Source organism: Streptomyces sp. NPDC001816, from assembly GCF_042892235.1.
Taxonomy (GTDB): Bacteria; Actinomycetota; Actinomycetes; order Streptomycetales; family Streptomycetaceae; genus Streptomyces.
In genome coordinates this window covers 140,829-157,211 of record NZ_JBIATY010000001.1, presented here as the reverse complement: position 1 = coordinate 157,211, position 16,383 = coordinate 140,829, and the positions used below count along the sequence as shown (strand labels likewise).

The following is a 16,383-nucleotide window of genomic DNA, read 5'->3' as shown; positions in this document are numbered from 1 at the left end:
TATTTCCGTCACCACTCGAAAATCCGTCTTGGAACCGCCCGGTAACTCCGCGGTCGGCGACCGTGATTGTGCGAATCGAAGGCACGGTACGGGCACGTCAAGATCACACGGAGAGAATTCTGCGAAATGCTTCCGCGCCGTAGTCGTCGGGTGCTCTGACGGGAGTCCCCTGGGCCTCGATCCAGGCGTGAAAACGGTAGGGGTCGACGGCCGTTCCGATGCACCAATCCGTCCTGCGCCTGCCGAGTGCGAGCATCATGAAAGTGGCCAGGGAGGTTTCCAGGCAGGCGGCACGCCCCGGGTACAGCACGGCGGCACGGCGTACCGCCGCCAGCGAAGCCGCCCCCTGCGAGGGAGTTGCTTCCCTTCGGCACCAACGGCGTCCGGTCCACTCCACCACGCGCAGGACGGTCCGAAACGGCAGGCGGATCAGCAGGAGCGCGCCCAACAGTCCGAGCAGTCCGAGTAGTCCGAGGGCGATGGTGCGCGCACCACCGCCGGTATGGCGCGGCCGTAACGGAGCGGCGGCCATGGGGACTTCCGCGCTGACGGGGTTGTGCACTGCTCGGGCCGCACCGGGACGGTCGGGGGGGCGGTGCCCTGTTTCCACTGCCCGTGCGCCGGTCGAACCGGCCGATGCCGATCCCTCACGTTCGGTGTCGTGGCAGCCGGTGGCGAGCAGCCCCCGGCTCACGAGAGCATCGACGAGTTCCCGGGCGTCCTCCTGGATTCGCTCGTGACAAGCCTCCGGGAAGAGCTGTGCCGTCACGCGTACTCCGGCATCGAAGTCCCGGCTGCGCCGCCACTCCTGCCACAGGACCTTCGCCACGGAGTTCATGGCGAAGCAGTGACCCGAGCGCACGTCCAGCAACACGGCGCCACCGTGTGCTCCCTGGCTCTCGCGTACGTGGCCGGGCACGTCCAACCGGGTCATCACGTCTCCTCACCCCCGGCGTGGGTCCGCAACCACACGTCCACGCCCAGCAGGCGGTTGAACGCCGGGAAGGGCGCGGCGAGCCCGGTCACCGCTCTGTCGAGTGACGCGATGACCCGCGCTGGTTCCACGATGCCGAGATCGGCGAGCGGCGACCCGGTGAGGCGGGCCCGGAGCGCCGACGCGGAGAAGCGGGCACCCAGGTAGTCCTCGGCCGCGTAGTCACCCTTGGTGCGCCGGTGCAGCACGGCGTCGGGGACCAACCCGTTCAGTCCGGCCGCCAGCAGTGGCTTCGCGGTGAACGGGTCCGCCTTCCGCGGCGCCGGCAGACTCATGCAGGCACGCACGACGTCCCCGTCGAGGAAGGGTGCCTGTGTCCACACTCCGTACGAACGCCCCACTGCCACGAGTTGGCTCTGCACCATTGCGGAGGCCCTCAGATCGCACAGGGCGGCGCGAGTGCCGGGGCTCGGCCGTGCCCCGTCCCGACGGATCTGCGCGGCGCGCTCGGCGGCCAGCTCGGCGAGGTCGCGGCGGATACGAGGTGTCAACCAGGAGGCCTCCGGCCCTGGGCTCGGCCACCAGGCGATCGCGTCCAGCCATTGCGGCGGATGCGGCTGGGGGTTCTCCAACTGGACGGCCAGTTCCTGCAGCATCCGGTCCAGGGGTGTGCGAGCCAGGCGCAGTGCCCGCCACGCGATGCTTGCCGGGGAGACGCGGCGCAGTCGACCGAGGGCAAGTGCGTCGTGCGCCAGCCGGAGCCGTTCGCCCGAGGCCGCCACTTCGCCTAGGTGGATGGGCGGCGCGGTCAGCAGGGCGTCACCGCCTTCCCCCGTCAGATGGGCTCCCGCGCCCTGCTGCGCGATGTGCGCGAGACGCAACCGCAATCGCGCCACGGCGGCGGTGGACGGATCGGGCTGGTCTGCGGCTCCCCGTGACTCCAAGCTGCGGTACGGCAGTGACGCGTCGCCGCCCCGCGTGACATGGAGCCGGATTCCGGATGACTGGCCGGCGTACCGAACGGCGTGTTCCAGGTCGCCGGCCGGGGCGTCGGGGTGGTGATAGACGAAGGCGTCCAGCGGTTCCGCGGCCTCCTCGGCGGCGAGGAAGGCCAGGGCGGTGGAGTCCATTCCTCCGCTGAAATCGCAGCTGATCCGGCCTGCGCCATGAGCGCGCAGTGCGACGGCCCGCTGCAGAGATGTCCGCAGGCGGGCCGCGCTCTCCTCGAAGCGGGCACCGCTGTCGGCTTCGAGCCGTTCGTACGGGCCATGTGTGACGGCGCCCGAGGAGTCGATCCGTAATGCTTCTCCCGGCTGCAGACGACGCACGCCCGCGAACGCCGACTGCCCCTCGGCGAGTTCGGGTACCGAGGGGCAGAAGATGTGTGCGGCGAGCGCTGTCGTGTCGACGGCGCTGTCCCTACCCGCCATCGCTGCCACTGCCGTCGCGAGCGTGGAGATGATCGTGCGGCCGTCGCACCGTGTGTAGTAGAGCGGGAACTGCCCGGCCAGGTCGGTGTAGACGGTGAGGTGACCACCGTCCTCCAGCACCAGGAGCAGATAGGCACCCGGCCATCGGGTCAGTCTCTCCCAGTGACCGTCCCGGGTCGAACGCACGAGATCGTGCCGCATCCGCTCCGTGTCGGCCAGGCACTGACCGACCGCGAGGAGTCGAGCCTGCGGGCACTCGACGGTGCGCACCTCACCGTCGTGCCAGGAGCCCCAGGACCACAGCACTGGCTCTTCGGGCCAGACTTGGGCAGCCGGAGGCGGCAGTGCGGGGCCCGGTGGCAGGACCCCGGCGAGGGCCGGCCCCCGCGGCAGACGAACCTCGTGACGACCGTCCCTGACCGGCTGACGGTCGGTGCACGGAGGGACGGGCATGGCGGCCACGAAGACCTCTACCAGTAGTACTGCGCATTGGCATCGGCGTTGCCGTTGGGCGAACTGCCCAAGGTCACCTCACGGACATGACCGAGGTCGATGAGCTCCGGTGGCACGTAGGCGAGCCTCTCACCGGAAGAGGGCGCCCCGTCGGGGTGCTTTCCCTGCCGGCCGTCCTCCACATGGTCGGACAGGAATTCGGAGAATGCGTCATGTGTCATCGGGCCGCCTTGAGTCAAGGGCGCGACTGCCTCGGAAAAAAATGGATGGCTCGAATGGCTTCTTCAGGCCACTCGAGCGCGCCCCCGCAGTGTAGCCACTCGCCCGTCCCGCAAGGTCGTGAACCGGAAAGTCGTCGACGCCCCGCTGGCCTGGCACTTTGCCATAACCCTGCGGTGTGTCGGCTCAGGTCCGTCGTGTCCGGCACGTCTCCTGGCGCGCCCCTCTTCCTGGTCGATGAACGGGGTTCGCTTATTCGAAGCCGAGGATCGGTACTCGCCTCCGCTTGCTCGTCATTTCGAAGAAGACTCATCGCGGAAACGGCGTCACGGCTATCAGCAGCGCAGCGGTGTCATGTCTCGAGCCGCCGCCGTCCCCGGCCGGCCGTCCGGACGTCTCAACCTTTTGCGGTGCTCGCCGGGTTCTCCTGCCCGCGCAGTCCCAGGACGAGCGCTCCCTGTGCCTCCGCGCGTGTTCCCAGCTCGCTCAACGTGAGATCGAACCCGGAGCCGGCGTCGACCGCGCCGGGAAGAGCGAAGCGGTACAGCGACTCCTTGCAGCCGTCGAGCAGCAGGTCGCACTCGGCCAGCTGGCCACCCACCACGACGACGTCAGGGTTGAAGAGGTTGCACAGCTGGGCGAGGAAGCGACCCAGGGTCCGGCCCGCGTCCTTGATCACCCGCGTGCAGACAGCGTCGTGCTCTTTGGCGGCTCGGATGACATCCTCCAGGTGCTCGAAGTCCGCGCCGGCCCTGGGGCGTGCCAACCGGACCTGTTGCACGAGCGCTTCGGCGCCGATCACCGTCTCCAGGCAGCCACGTCCGCCGCACTGGCACATCGCGCCGTCCGGGTCCACGGTGAGGTGGCCGATCTCCCCGGCCATCCCGCGGTGCCCCCGCAGCACGCTGTTGTGGACGATGATCCCTGCTCCCACACCCGTGGACACCTTCACGTAGACCACGGTCTCGGCGTGCTCGCGCGTGCCGTAGGTCTGCTCGGCCAGCGCGCCGAGGTTGGCGTCGTTGTCGATGACCGCACGGACCCCCAGGAGGTCCCCCAGGTCCTTTGCGGGGTTGTCCCCCGGCCGCCAGGGATGCAGGACGGGCCGGGTGAACTCGTTCGTGCGCGGATCGATCATCCGGGGTACGGCGACACCGAGCGAGAACACGTCGCTCCGCTCACGCCCGGTCGCTTCGATCACGTCGAGGATCATGTCCCGGACGACGGGAAGGGCCCGGTTCCAGCCTCTCGCGACCCCTTCGGCGTTCACCCGGACCGCCACGTCGTCGAATACCTTGTCGAGCCTGCGGGCAACCACCGTGACGTGGTTGAACCCTAGGTGCACGCCCACTCCCACCTGTTCTGTGGGAATGAGGAAAACCTTGCCGCCGCGCCCTTTCCCATCGGTTTTGGCGCCGCGCACGAGGCCGGCCCTTTCGAGCTCCTTCACCGCGGCGGAAACCGTCGCCTGGGAGAGGTGGGTGCGCCGTGCGATGCCGACCTGGGTGTCCGCTTTGATCGCGACGGCCAGAAAGACTTTCCTCCGGTTGGCGCTCCGTGTGGCCGACCCCGGTAACCGGTCGAAGACTTCACGAATGTCAGCCATGGCGCCCCCCGGTCGTCGCCTGCCCCCGCAGGTTGACTTTCCCTGCCCCGACCGTAGCAGGTGGATCTTCGATTCGAAGGTGGGACGACTTCAATTGGTTCGACGACCATTACGGGCATGCGACGTCCGGCATACGAAAACAATCAATGATGCCGATTGAAACTGACCGAAAATGCCAGTTTCGCAAGCGGAAAAAGATCAGCCAGGGCGGGCCTCGTTCTCGGAGCCTAGACCGAGGACACCGGCAGGACGTCCGGGGACAGCGTCGCCGCGCGGGCCACCGCTGCGGTCAACCGGCGCCGGTGGTGACGGCGGCACAGCACCTCGTAGCCGACCTCGCCCGCGGACTGGTTGACGTCGCCGACGACCACCTGGGCGCCTTCCACGACCATCTCGCCGCCTATCGTGCGGGCGTTGTGCGTGGCGCGGGCGCCGCACCAGCACAGCGCCTCGACCTGCAGCACCTCGATGCGGTCGGCCAGCTCCACCAGCCGCTGGGAGCCCGGGAAGAGCTTGGAACGGAAGTCGGTGGTGATCCCGAAGGCGAAGACGTCCATGCCGAGGTCGTCCACCACGCGGGCGAGCTGGTCGATCTGCTCGGGCGCGAGGAACTGCGCCTCGTCCGCGATCACATAGTCCGCGCGCCCGCCCCGCGAGAGGTGCTCGACGAGGTAGGCGTACAGGTCCTGGCCGTCCTCGACCTCCACCGCGTCGGTGACCAGGCCCAGCCGGGAGGACAGCTTGCCCTCGCCCGCCCGGTCGTCCCGGGTGAAGATCATGCCGGCCAGGCCGCGCGCGGAGCGGTTGTGCTCGATCTGCAGAGCCAGTGTCGACTTCCCGCAGTCCATCGTTCCGGAGAAGAACACCAGCTCGGGCATGAGGAGTTGAGCACCTTTCGGGGAGTGGTCACAGGGCGGGGCGGTTCAGGAGCGTACTTCGAGCAGCGGGACCAGCTGCTCGGCAGGGGTCATCGAACCGTGGTTGCCGGCCAGCGACGACTCCTTGGGCTCCTGCTCGGAGGCGATGATCAGGACGTCGTCGTGCGCGGCCGCGACCACGTCCCCGATGCGCGCGTACACCCGGTCGTCCACCTGCGGCCCGAACCAGCCCGCCGCGATCGCCTCGTCCCGCGAGGCCACCCAGAACTGCTCGCCGAGCACCTCGCGCCAGACGGTCAGTACGTCGTTCTCGGCGCCCGGCACCGCGTACACGTGCCGCGCCCGCCCCTCCCCGCCGAGCAGGGCGACTCCGGCGCGCAGCTCCCAGTCCTCGTCGAAGTCGATGCGGTGCTGCTCGTCGAAGGGGACGTCGACCATGCCGTGGTCCGCGGTGACGTACAGCGCGCTGCGCGGGGGCAGTTGCTCGGCGAGGCGCTGGGCGAGCCGGTCGACGTACATGAGCTGTCCGCGCCAGGTGTCGGAGGCGACGCCGTAACGGTGTCCGGCGCCGTCCAGCTCGGCGTAGTACGTGTACACCAAGGAGCGGTCACCGGCGGCCAGTTGCTCGGCGGCGAGGTCCATGCGGTCCTCGCCGGTGAGCCGTCCGTGGAAGGTGCCGCCGCTGAGCGCGATCTTGGTCAGCGGGGTGTGCTGGAAGGTCGGCGAGGACACCTGGGCGGAGTGCACCCCGGCCTCGTGGGCCAGCTGGAAGACCGTGGGGTACGGCTGCCAGGGGCGGGGGTCGGTGTACGGCTGCCAGCGGAGCTGGTTCATCAGCGCGCCGGTGGCCGGGTTGCGGACGGTGTAGCCGGGCAGTCCGTGGGCGCCCGGGGGCAGGCCGGTGCCGACGGAGGCCAGGGAGGTCGCGGTGGTCGCCGGGTAGCCGGCGGTGAGCGGGCGTCCGGTGCCGCCGCGCGAGCTGCCGAGCAGCGAGGTGAGGAAGGGGGCCTCGTCGGGGTGCGCCCGCAGCTGCTCCCAGCCGAGCCCGTCGACCAGGAAGACACAGGCCCGGTCGGCCGGGGTCAGTTCCTCGATCGTCGCGGTCATACCGGGGACGCCGAGACCGGCGGCCAGGGTGGGCAGGAGGTCGGCGAGGGAGCCACTGCCGTACTCGGGCAGCGGTGCGCTGTCGAGGGCGAGTGGTTCCGGGTGGTCCCAGGAGGACAAGGGCTGGGCCATCAGCGCGTGAGGTCCGCGGTCGCCTCGGAGATGGCCTGCGCGAAGGCGAGCGTCTGGCGCACCGTCTCCGGGCCGTCCCCGGCCTCGCTGACGCGCAGGCTGAGGTCGTCCGCCGTGGAGTTGCCCGTGTAGCCGTGGTCGGCCTCGCAGTTGGGGTCGCCGCAGGCGGCGGGCTCCAGGTCGATGCGGCTGACCGCGCCCCAGCCGATGGTCAGCACGACCTCGCGGGGCAGCGTGCCCGGCGTGTACTGCTCCGGGTTCGCGACGACCCGGCTGACCACGACCGACGAGATCCGGCCGAGCTTCACGGATTCCGTGGACGTCGTGGCGTACGGCGTCGGGGAGGTGCTGTCGGCGGCCTGCTCGTCGGTGTGGCTGACGATGAACCGGTTGCCGGTGAGGACGAGCACGGTCACATGGCGCCGCACCTCGTTCTGGTCGAACGTCGTCTCCTGGTGGACCAGGTACGACCGGATCGGCTCGCCGCCCACAGCGGCCTCCACCGCCTCGGACACGAGGGCCGGGTAGTAGCCGCTGCGCTCGATCGCCGTGCGCAGCCCCTGGGTCGTCGTACTGGTCTTGGCCATGGCGTCCATCTTAATCCGTGGGCAAGGGGGGTCCGGGCCAGTTGCGAGCACCTGTGGCGGCCTTCGCACCCGTGCGCGAGTGCCGCGGGACGAACCCCGACAGGATGTCCAGGCGCTCGGCGGCGATCAGGCAGGAGGCGGGGTCGGGCCCGCCGGCATCCGCTTCGAACGCGACGACGACGGGCGGCGCTTCGCCCAGGGCGCGCACGAGGCGCGCGGTCTCCTCGGCCGTGGGCGCACGGAAGACGGGGTCCTGGAAGCTGTGCGGACAGGAGACGAAGACCGCGTCGACGAAGACCAGCTCCAGGCCGTGGTGATGGGTGAGGTCGTAACCGGCGGCCAGCCGCAGCTGCCCGCCGTCCCAGACGATCACTTCCCAGTCCCACCAGCTGCCGACGGGCAGCCGGTGGCCGGCGATCTCCATGCGGTCCCCCCTCCCCCCTCAGTAGGCCGGCAGTGTGCGCGGGCCGAGGTCGTCGCGGGCGGGGGGCGGGGCGAGCCGGAGGGTGGCGCCGAGGACGCTCACGCCGTGCTGGGCGACGACGACCGGCTCCAGGGTGACGGCGACGACCTCGGGGTGGTCGTCCACCAGCCGGGACACCCGCAGCAGCAGCTCCTCCAGCGCGGGCGTGTCCACGGGCGTGGAGCCGCGCCAGCCGAACAGCAGCGGCGCCGTCCGGATCGACCGCACCAGCGAGGTCGCCTCGCGGTCGGTGACCGGGATCAGCCGGTGCGCCATGTCCCCGAGCAGCTGCGAGGCGGCCCCGGCGAGGCCGAAGGACAGCACGGCCCCGGCGGCCGGATCGATCACCGCCCGTACAACCGTGTCGACACCCCGGGGTGCCATCCCCTGCACCACCGGCCGCAGCTCCTCGGGCTGCCCGAACAGCTCGGTCAACTCGGCGTAGGCCCTGCGCAGTTGCTCCTCGTCCGCCAGGTCGAGGCGTACGCCGCCCAGGTCGGCCCGGTGCCTGAGGTGCGGGGCGGTGGCCTTGAGGGCCACGGGGTAGCCGAGGGCGCGGGCGGCCTCGGCGGCGGCGTCCGGGGTGGGGGCGGCCAGCGCCCGGCGCACGTGGATGCCGTACTTCTCGAGCAGCTCGCAGGTGCCCGCCTGCCCGATCGTGAGCCCCTGCCCACGCTCCAGCAGCCCTCCGATCAGCTCGGCGGCCCCCTTCTCGTCGATGTCGTCGTACTCCGGCACCCTGCCCGGATCGGCGGCCTCCCGCCGCCACTGCCCGTACTTCACGGCTTCGGCAAGGGCCCGGACGGCCCGCTCGGCGGCGGGGTAGGCGGGGATGAGGCGGGAGTCGGCGCCTTCCGGGGTGGGGTCCACAGGGCTTTCAGGAGGGGCTGCCGCTGTGGTGGGCAGTCGGTCCGCGGGGTGGAACGGGGGGGCACCGTCCTCGACGCCGGGTGCCTTCGCGAGGGCCTGGGGTGACGTACTGGCCGCAGCCGACAACGCCTCCGCAAGCCCTCCCAGCTCCACGTGCACCACCAGCACCGGCTTGCCCGGAACGGCAGCCGCGGCCGACCGAAGCGCCTCCGCCAGCTCCGCGTCCCCCGGCGACCCCTCTCCGATCGCCGGGATCGCCGTGACGACGACGGCGTCACACGTCTCGTCCGCCAGCGCCCGCGACAGCGCCCGATGGAAGTCCTGCGCCGTCGCCCCGGTCGTCAGGTCCAGCGGCGGCGACGGCCGCAGCCCCTCCGCGAGACAGCGGTCGTACGTCAGCACGCCGAGCGACTCGGAGTTCCCGACGATCGCCACGCGCGGCCCCGCGGGCAGTGGCTGCCGGGCGAGCAGCAGCCCCGCGTCGACCAGTTCGGTGATCGTGTCCACCCGGATCACGCCGGCCTGCCGCAGCAGCGCGGAGACGGTCGCGTGCGGCAGCCGGGTGGCCCGTACCGCGTGCCCCTGCGGCGCGGAGCCGACCCCCTGCACGACGACCAGCGGCTTCGCCGCCGCCGTGCGCCGGGCGAGGCGGGTGAACTTGCGCGGGTTGCCGAGGGACTCCAGGTACATCAGGACGACGTCGGTCTCCGCGTCGTCGTACCAGTACTGGAGGACGTCGTTGCCGGACACGTCGGCCCGGTTCCCGGCGGACACGAAGGTGGACACCCCGGTGACCCCGGTGACGCCTCCCCCGCGCCGGTGCAGCCGGGACAGCAGCGCGATGCCGATGGCCCCGGACTGGGTGAACAGGCCGATACGGCCCGGGCGGGGCATCTCGGGGGCGAGCGAGGCGTTCAGCAGGACGCCCGGCGCGGTGTTGATGACGCCGAAGGCGTTCGGGCCGATGATCCGCATGCCGTACGCGCGCGCGAGCTGGACCAGGGCCCGCTGCCGCTCGCGCCCCTCCGGCCCGCTCTCGGCGTACCCGGCGGACAGCACGACCAGTCCCTGCACCCCGTGCTCGCCGCACTCGGAGACGACCGCGGGCACGTGCTCGGCCGGTACGGCGACGACGGCGAGGTCCACCGGGCCCTCGATGTCCCGCACCGAGCGGTACGCGGGCACCCCGTCGACCTCCTTGAGGTCCTCGGGGAAGGCCTTGTTCACGGCGTACAGACGGCCGGGATGGCCGGCGTCCCGGATGTTGCCGAGGACGCTGCGGCCCACCCCGCCGGGCGCGCGGCCGACACCGACGACCGCCACGGAGCCGGGTGCCAGCAGCCGCCGTACCGAGCGGGCCTCGGCGCGCTGCTCCCGCGCGCGCTGCACCGCGAGGGAGCGGTCGGTGGGTTCGAGATCGAACTCCAGACGTACGACGCCGTCCTCGAAGCTGCGCTTCTGCGTGTACCCGGCGTCCGTGAACACCTTGATCATCTTGGTGTTGGCGGGCAGCACCTCGGCGGCGAAGCGGCGGATCCCGCGCTCGCGGGCGACGGCGGCGATGTGTTCCAGGAGGGCGGAGGCGACCCCGCGGCCCTGGTGGGCGTCCTGCACCAGGAAGGCGACCTCGGCCTCGTCGGCGGGAGCGGAGGCGGGCAGACCGTCGGCACCAATGCGGTCATAGCGTACGGTGGCGATGAACTCGCCGCCGATCGTGGCGGCAAGTCCCACCCTGTCCACAAAGTCGTGGTGCGTGAAGCGGTGGACGTCCTTGGCGGAGAGTCGTGGGTACGGCGCGAAGAAGCGGTAGTACTTCGACTCGTCCGAGACCTGCTCGTAGAAGCTGACGAGGCGATCGGCGTCATCAACGGTGATGGGCCGGATGCGCGCGGTACCCCCGTCGCGCAGCACCACGTCCGCCTCCCAGTGGGCGGGGTACTCGTGCCGGTCCTGCCGGTCCGCCGGGCTCTGCATGGGCCCCAGAGTAAGGCTCGCGTACGACAACGGCGCGAGGCAGTCTGTGCAGGACGGAAGTCGGACCGAGGCCGCGGTCCGACGGCACACCGGAGCGGGACGAAGGACCGTTCCGGGCACGCTTTGCGATATGGGAAACTGGTCTAGACAACCCTGAACACCGAAGGGCAGCAACACATGGCTGAGCGCCGCGTCAACGTCGGCTGGGCCGAGGGCCTCCACGCCCGCCCCGCATCCATCTTCGTCCGGGCCGCCACGGCCGCAGGTGTCCCGGTGACGATCGCCAAGGCTGACGGCAACCCCGTCAACGCGGCCTCCATGCTGGCTGTCCTGGGCCTGGGCGCCCAGGGCGGCGAGGAGATCGTCCTCGCCTCCGACGCCGAGGGCGCGGACATCGCCCTGGACCGTCTGGCCAAGCTGGTCTCCGAGGGGCTGGAAGAGCTCCCCGAGACCGTCTGAGGCATGCCAGGAAGCCGCGTCACCCTTTCCGGGTGGCGCGGCTTCCGCATTCTTTGCACCCGGTCCGGGGAATTCACCACAGGCACACCGAAGGCACGCGACCGCGAATTCACGGCGCACCGGGAAAAGGGCAGCGGAAATACCCGCCCATCGAATATCTCCTCTTTGTATACGGCGCCCGTGTTAATGCCGCAGGCTCTGCATGTTTACGGCATGTTGCGAGTTCCTCACACGCTCGGAGCGGTCCCCGCCCGAGGTGAACCGCAGCCGGTGCGCGCCCGTCGAGCGCTCCGTGTGCATCGCCGTGATCGCCCGCGCGCGCTCGCTGTCGCCGCGTGCCACCGCGTCCACGATCGCGCCGTGCTCCGCCCAGGAGTCCACCGGACTCGGCGGCGCCTCCACCGTGTACATCCAGGCGATCTTGTGCCGCAGCTGGGTCAGCATCGAGGACAGCGAGGGGCTTCCGGAGGCCTGCGCCAGCGTCTCGTGGAACCAGCCGCCCAGCGAGCGCAGATCGTCGCTGCTGCCCCGCCTGGCCCGCTCCTGGCCCAGCCGGACCAGCCCTCGCAGCACCTTCAGATGGGCCTCGGTGCGCCGCTGGGCGGCCCGGGAGGCGCCGAGCGGCTCCAGGAGCGTGCGCATCTCCAGCAGGTCGGCGGCCTCCTGCTCGGTCGGCTCGGCCACGCACGCGCCCGCGTGCCGTCGGGTCACCACGAAGCCCTCCGCCTCCAGGGTGCGCAGGGCCTCACGGACAGGGACGCGCGAGACGCCGTAGCGGCGGGCGAGGACTTCCTCGGTGAGGCGGCCGCCGCGCTCGTAGACACCCGCGACGATGTCGTCCCGGATCGCCGTGCACACCGAGTGCGCCGGAATACGCATGACCGACCTCCGCTTTAATCCCCGTGAAACGTCGACGATGGACGCATGTTCCGTGACTCTATTGCAATGAGCCGGAATTTCCGACGGCAGGCCGGAATCCATGGATATTTTTTGGACAGCGGATGCCGCAGGCACTGCGAAAAACGGCGAAAGCCCCGGCTCGTGAGCCGGGGCTTCGGGATGTCGTGCGCCGGAGCGTCAGACGTTCACGCCGTGCTGGCGGAGATAGGCGATCGGGTCGACGTCCGAACCGTACTCGGAGGTCGTGCGGGCCTCGAAGTGCAGATGCGGTCCGGTGACGTTGCCGGTCGCGCCGGACAGGCCGATCTGCTGGCCCGGGAGGACCTTCTGGCCCACGACGACGCCGATGGACGACAGGTGTCCGTACTGGGTGTACATGCCGTCGGCCATCCGGATCACGATCTGGTTGCCGTACGCGCCGCCCCACCCGGTGGAGACGACCGTGCCGGAGCCGACCGCGTGGACGGACGTCCCGCTGGCCGCGTGGAAGTCGATGCCGGTGTGGGAACCGGAGGACCACAGGGAGCTGCTGGCCTTGTAGCCGGTGGAGACGTACGAGTGCGCGATCGGGGCGACGAAGGCGTTCAGGCGCTTGCGCTCGGCCTCTCGCGCGGCGCGGGCCTGGGCCTCGCGCTCCTTCTTCGCCTCCATCGCGGCCACCTTGGCCGCGGCCTCCTCGGCCGCCTTCTGCCGGGCGGCCACCAGCTGGGCCTCGGCCTGCGCGTCGATCTGCTCGGCGACCGAGTCGCTTTCGGTGATGACCGGGGTGAGGCCGGTGTCCTCGACGGAGTTGTCCGCGGCGAGCGCCGGGCCGGCCGCCAGGGTGCCGACGACACCGGTGGTGGTGAGGGCCGCGACACCGGCCGCCTGAACGGTGGTGCGCTTGACCCGGCCGGGCTTGCGGTGCTTCCCGGTGGCGTACATGAACGCCATGAAGTGGCTGGTCCTTTCCTTCCCTCTCGCCTACCGGGTTAGCTGACGGGTTCGGAGCAGGAAGGTCTCCTACGGACCCCCTCGCCGGTGCGCGGGCGTCCGATTCACCCCAGGGACTGCGGTGGGTCCCCGGCTCCCCTGGCTCGCGCCGTGGGGGGACTCGGCGATGACTGTCCGGTGCCGCGGGCGCGGCGCACTGCCTGACGAACAGCCCGGTCGACGCTATGCGGCCCGACTTTCGATCCCCAAACGGATCCGGGCTTTTGTAGCGCATCCCACAGGCCAGACAGGCAACCTCTGCCCCAATTCGGACATCTGGGGAAGGGCTCCGCACGGCAAAGGGCCCTGACGACCCGTCGGATCGTCAGGGCCCCACGCGCGCGGTGCGCCGTAAGCCGCTACTCGGCTGCCACGACGGTGACTTCGCCGATGCCGAGCGCCTCGACCGACGCCTTGATCTCGGCCGCGTCACCGACGAGGACGGTCACCAGGCGGTCCACCGGGAAGGCGTTGATGACCGCCGCGGTGGCCTCCACGGTGCCGGTGCCGGCGAGCTGCTGATACAGAGTCGCCTGGAAGTCGTCGGGCAGGTACTGCTCGACCTGGTCCGCCAGCGTGCTCGCGACGGCCGCCGCGGTCTCGTACTTCAGCGGCGCCACACCGACCAGGTTCTGCACGGCGACGTCCCGCTCGGCGTCGGTCAGGCCCTCCGCGGCGAGCGTGCGCAGCACCGTCCACAGGTCCTGCAGCGCGGGACCGGTGTTCGGGGTGTCCACGGAGCCGCTGATCGCGAGCATCGCGGCGCCCGTGCCGTCCGGCGCGGAGCGCAGGACCTGCCCGAAGGAGCGCACGCCGTAGGTGTAGCCCTTCTCCTCGCGCAGGACGCGGTCCAGGCGGGAGGTGAGGGTGCCGCCGAGGCAGTAGGTGCCGAGCACCTGGGCGGCCCACACGCGGTCGTGCCGGTCGGGTCCGATCCGGCCGATGAGCAGCTGGGTCTGGACGGCGCCCGGCCGGTCGACGATGACCACCCGGCCGGTGTCGTCGGCGGTCACCGGCGGCACGGGCCGCGGCGCGCCCGGGGTGCCCGTCCAGGCGCCCAGGGTGTCGGCGAGCAGCTCGTCCAGGTCGGTGCCGGTGAGGTCGCCGACCACGACCACGGTGGCCGTGGCGGGCCGCACATGGCGGTCGTAGAAGGCGCGGACGGCCGAAGCGTCGATCTTCTCGACCGTCTCCTCGGTGCCCTGGCGCGGCCGCGACATGCGCGAGCTCGCCGGGAACAGCTCCTTGGAGAGTTCCTTGGCGGCGCGGCGGGCCGGGTTGGCCAGCTCGTGCGGGATCTCGTCCAGGCGGTTGCGGACCAGCCGCTCGACCTCGCTCTCGTCGAAGGCGGGCGCGCGCAGGGCGTCGGCGAGCAGGCCGAGGCCCTTGGCCAGGCGGGAGGCCGGGACCTCCAGGCTGAGGCGGACGCCGGGGTGGTCGGCGTGCGAGTCGAGCGTGGCGCCGGCCCGCTCCAGCTCGGCGGCGAACTCCTCGGCGGAGTGCTTGTCGGTGCCCTCCGAGAAGGCCCGCGCCATGATCGTGGCGACGCCCTCCAGAGCGGGCTTCTCGGCGTCCAGGGGCGCGTCCAGCAGGACCTCGACGGCGACGACCTGCTGGCCGGGGCGGTGGCAGCGCAGCACGGTCAGGCCGTTGTCCAGCGTGCCGCGCTCGGGAGCGGGAAACGCCCACGGCCTGGCCTCGCCCGGCTGCGGCTGGGGGTGGAAGTCCATCGTGGCGAGCTCGGTCACTTGGCCGTCTCCTCGTTGTCGCTCTGGTCGGCGCCCGCCTCTACGGTCGCTTCCTGCTCCGGGTCCTCGCCGCGCCCCGCCTCCTCGGTGTGCTCGGCGGACTCGGCGGACAGCGGCTCGTAGACGAGGACCGCGCGGTTGTCGGGGCGCAGGCAGGCCTTGGCGACCTCCTGGACCTCCTCTGGGGTCACCTCGAGGACGCGCTGGACGGCGGTCAGGGCGAGCTGCGGGTCGCCGAACAGGACGGCGAACCGGCACAGTTCGTCGGCGCGGCCGGCGACCGTGCCGAGCCGGTCCAGCCACTCGCGCTCCAACTGGGCCTGGGCGCGCTCCATCTCCTCGGCCGTGGGGCCCTCCTCGGCGAACCGGGCCAGCTCCTCGTCGATCGCGGACTCGATCACCGGCACCTCGACGTCACCGGAGGTCTTCACGTCCAGCCAGCCGAGCGAGGGCGCGCCGGCCAGGCGCAGCAGGCCGAAGCCGGCCGCGACGGCCGTACGGTCGCGGCGCACGAGCCGGTTGTACAGGCGGGAGGACTCGCCGCCGCCGAGGACGGTCAGGGCCAGGTCGGCCGCGTCCGCCTTGCGGGTGCCGTCCTGCGGGAGCCGGTAGGCGGCCATCAGGGCGCGCGCCGGGACCTCCTCCTCGACGACCTCACGCAGCTGCTCGCCGATGATCTCGGGCAGGGAGCCGTCGCGGGGCTCGGGCTTGCCGTCGTGGGAGGGGATCGACCCGAAGTACTTCTCGATCCAGGCGAGGGTCTGCACGGGGTCGATGTCGCCGACCACGGAGAGCACCGCGTTGTTCGGCGCGTAGTAGGTGCGGAAGAACTGGCGCGCGTCCTCCAGGGTGGCCGCGTCCAGGTCCGCCATCGAGCCGATCGGCGTGTGGTGGTAGGGGTGGCCCTCCGGGTAGGCGAGGGCGGTCAGCTTCTCGAACGCGGTGCCGTAGGGCACGTTGTCGTAGCGCTGGCGGCGCTCGTTCTTGACCACGTCCCGCTGGTTCTCCATGGACTCGTCGTCCAGGGCGGTGAGCAGGGAGCCCATGCGGTCGGCCTCCAGCCAGAGGGCGAGCTCCAGCTGGTGGGCGGGCATGGTCTCGAAGTAGTTGGTGCGCTCGAAGCTGGTGGTGCCGTTCAGGGAGCCGCCGGCGCCCTGCACCAGCTCGAAGTGGCCGTTGCCCGTGACCTGCGCCGACCCCTGGAACATCAGGTGCTCGAAAAGGTGAGCCAGGCCGGTGCGTCCCTTGACTTCGTGGCGGGAGCCGACGTCGTACCAGAGGCACACCGCCGCCACCGGGGTCAGGTGGTCCTCGGAGAGCACCACGCGCAGACCGTTGGCCAGGCGGTGCTCGGTCGCTGTCAGGCCCCCGGAGCCTGCCTCGGCTGTGGTCGTGTGACCCATGGGCATGTACGTCCCTTCGCGAGCGGAGGCGGTCGTCGAAACCGCTGTTTTCCTGCCGGTCCTGCCACTGTATGCAAAGCGTGCGAGGCCTCGGCGAAGTTCCCGCCGGACGTACGCCCACAGCGGATCGCGTAGCCTGCGCCGGACCCGGCTCCGCGGGTGCGGGAATCCCGCTGGGACCGGGTCATGGCACGGCTTGTCAGTGCCTCGGTCCACAATGGTCCGCGTCAGATCCATCAAACGCCTCA

14 protein-coding genes and 1 riboswitch are annotated in these 16,383 nt (G+C 71.1%); of the genes, 1 reads left to right on the top strand and 13 read right to left on the bottom strand.

The genetic code is table 11. From position 1 onward, the window contains the following. Positions 1-103 precede the first annotated feature (103 nt). From ACFYZZ_RS00680 to ACFYZZ_RS00640, 9 genes are all read right to left on the bottom strand, one after another. Positions 104-934: a lasso peptide biosynthesis B2 protein gene (locus ACFYZZ_RS00680; RefSeq protein WP_389169701.1), complete on the bottom strand. Its 831-nt coding sequence runs from the start codon at positions 932-934 to the stop codon at positions 104-106. After that, positions 934-2,817, bottom strand: coding sequence for an albusnodin/ikarugamycin family macrolactam cyclase (locus tag ACFYZZ_RS00675; protein WP_389169698.1), 1,884 nt, complete (start codon positions 2,815-2,817; stop codon positions 934-936). The genes ACFYZZ_RS00680 and ACFYZZ_RS00675 overlap by 1 nt, the downstream gene beginning before the upstream one ends. Before the next feature lie 17 nt (positions 2,818-2,834). Further along, positions 2,835-3,038, bottom strand: a complete 204-nt coding sequence (locus ACFYZZ_RS00670) for a lasso RiPP family leader peptide-containing protein (RefSeq protein WP_389169696.1) — start codon at positions 3,036-3,038, stop codon at positions 2,835-2,837. Between the two features lie 395 nt (positions 3,039-3,433). After that, entirely contained in the window at positions 3,434-4,642 is a 1,209-nt protein-coding gene (locus ACFYZZ_RS00665) for an ROK family transcriptional regulator (RefSeq protein ID WP_389169692.1), read from the bottom strand. Between the two features lie 227 nt (positions 4,643-4,869). Further along, positions 4,870-5,520, bottom strand: coding sequence for a thymidine kinase (locus ACFYZZ_RS00660; protein WP_389169691.1), 651 nt, complete (start codon positions 5,518-5,520; stop codon positions 4,870-4,872). Between the two features lie 45 nt (positions 5,521-5,565). Continuing rightward, positions 5,566-6,759: an alkaline phosphatase family protein gene (locus ACFYZZ_RS00655; protein WP_389169689.1), complete on the bottom strand. Its 1,194-nt coding sequence runs from the start codon at positions 6,757-6,759 to the stop codon at positions 5,566-5,568. After that, positions 6,759-7,355, bottom strand: coding sequence for a DUF5998 family protein (locus tag ACFYZZ_RS00650; RefSeq protein ID WP_386575876.1), 597 nt, complete (start codon positions 7,353-7,355; stop codon positions 6,759-6,761). The genes ACFYZZ_RS00655 and ACFYZZ_RS00650 overlap by 1 nt, the downstream gene beginning before the upstream one ends. 1 nt (position 7,356) lies before the next feature. Beyond that, positions 7,357-7,770: a hypothetical protein gene (locus ACFYZZ_RS00645; RefSeq protein ID WP_389169686.1), complete on the bottom strand. Its 414-nt coding sequence runs from the start codon at positions 7,768-7,770 to the stop codon at positions 7,357-7,359. A gap of 18 nt (positions 7,771-7,788) precedes the next feature. Then, on the bottom strand, positions 7,789-10,653 hold the full coding sequence (locus ACFYZZ_RS00640; RefSeq protein ID WP_389169684.1) for a GNAT family N-acetyltransferase: 2,865 nt from the start codon (positions 10,651-10,653) through the stop codon (positions 7,789-7,791). A gap of 177 nt (positions 10,654-10,830) precedes the next feature. Here ACFYZZ_RS00640 and ACFYZZ_RS00635 point away from each other — a divergent pair, with 177 nt between their 5' ends. After that, entirely contained in the window at positions 10,831-11,112 is a 282-nt protein-coding gene (locus ACFYZZ_RS00635; protein ID WP_071381868.1) for an HPr family phosphocarrier protein, read from the top strand. A gap of 183 nt (positions 11,113-11,295) precedes the next feature. On the opposite strand, the gene ACFYZZ_RS00630 is transcribed toward ACFYZZ_RS00635, so the two are convergent. The 4 genes from ACFYZZ_RS00630 to ACFYZZ_RS00615 all read right to left on the bottom strand — a co-directional run bounded on the left by ACFYZZ_RS00630 (position 11,296) and on the right by ACFYZZ_RS00615 (position 16,141). Next, the gene (locus ACFYZZ_RS00630; RefSeq protein ID WP_386575878.1) at positions 11,296-11,991 is read right to left on the bottom strand and encodes a GntR family transcriptional regulator; all 696 of its coding nucleotides are present in this window, start codon (positions 11,989-11,991) and stop codon (positions 11,296-11,298) included. A gap of 198 nt (positions 11,992-12,189) precedes the next feature. Then, positions 12,190-12,945 (bottom strand): M23 family metallopeptidase, encoded by a 756-nt coding sequence (locus ACFYZZ_RS00625; protein WP_389169682.1) that lies wholly within the window; start codon positions 12,943-12,945, stop codon positions 12,190-12,192. A 12-nt stretch (positions 12,946-12,957) separates the two neighbouring features. Next, a riboswitch (cyclic di-AMP (ydaO/yuaA leader) is annotated at positions 12,958-13,121 on the bottom strand. A 222-nt stretch (positions 13,122-13,343) separates the two neighbouring features. Further along, entirely contained in the window at positions 13,344-14,732 is a 1,389-nt protein-coding gene (locus ACFYZZ_RS00620; protein ID WP_389169679.1) for a M16 family metallopeptidase, read from the bottom strand. Further along, positions 14,729-16,141, bottom strand: a complete 1,413-nt coding sequence (locus ACFYZZ_RS00615) for a M16 family metallopeptidase (RefSeq protein WP_389169677.1) — start codon at positions 16,139-16,141, stop codon at positions 14,729-14,731. Before ACFYZZ_RS00615 ends, ACFYZZ_RS00620 begins: the two co-directional genes overlap by 4 nt. Positions 16,142-16,383: the final 242 nt, after the last annotated feature.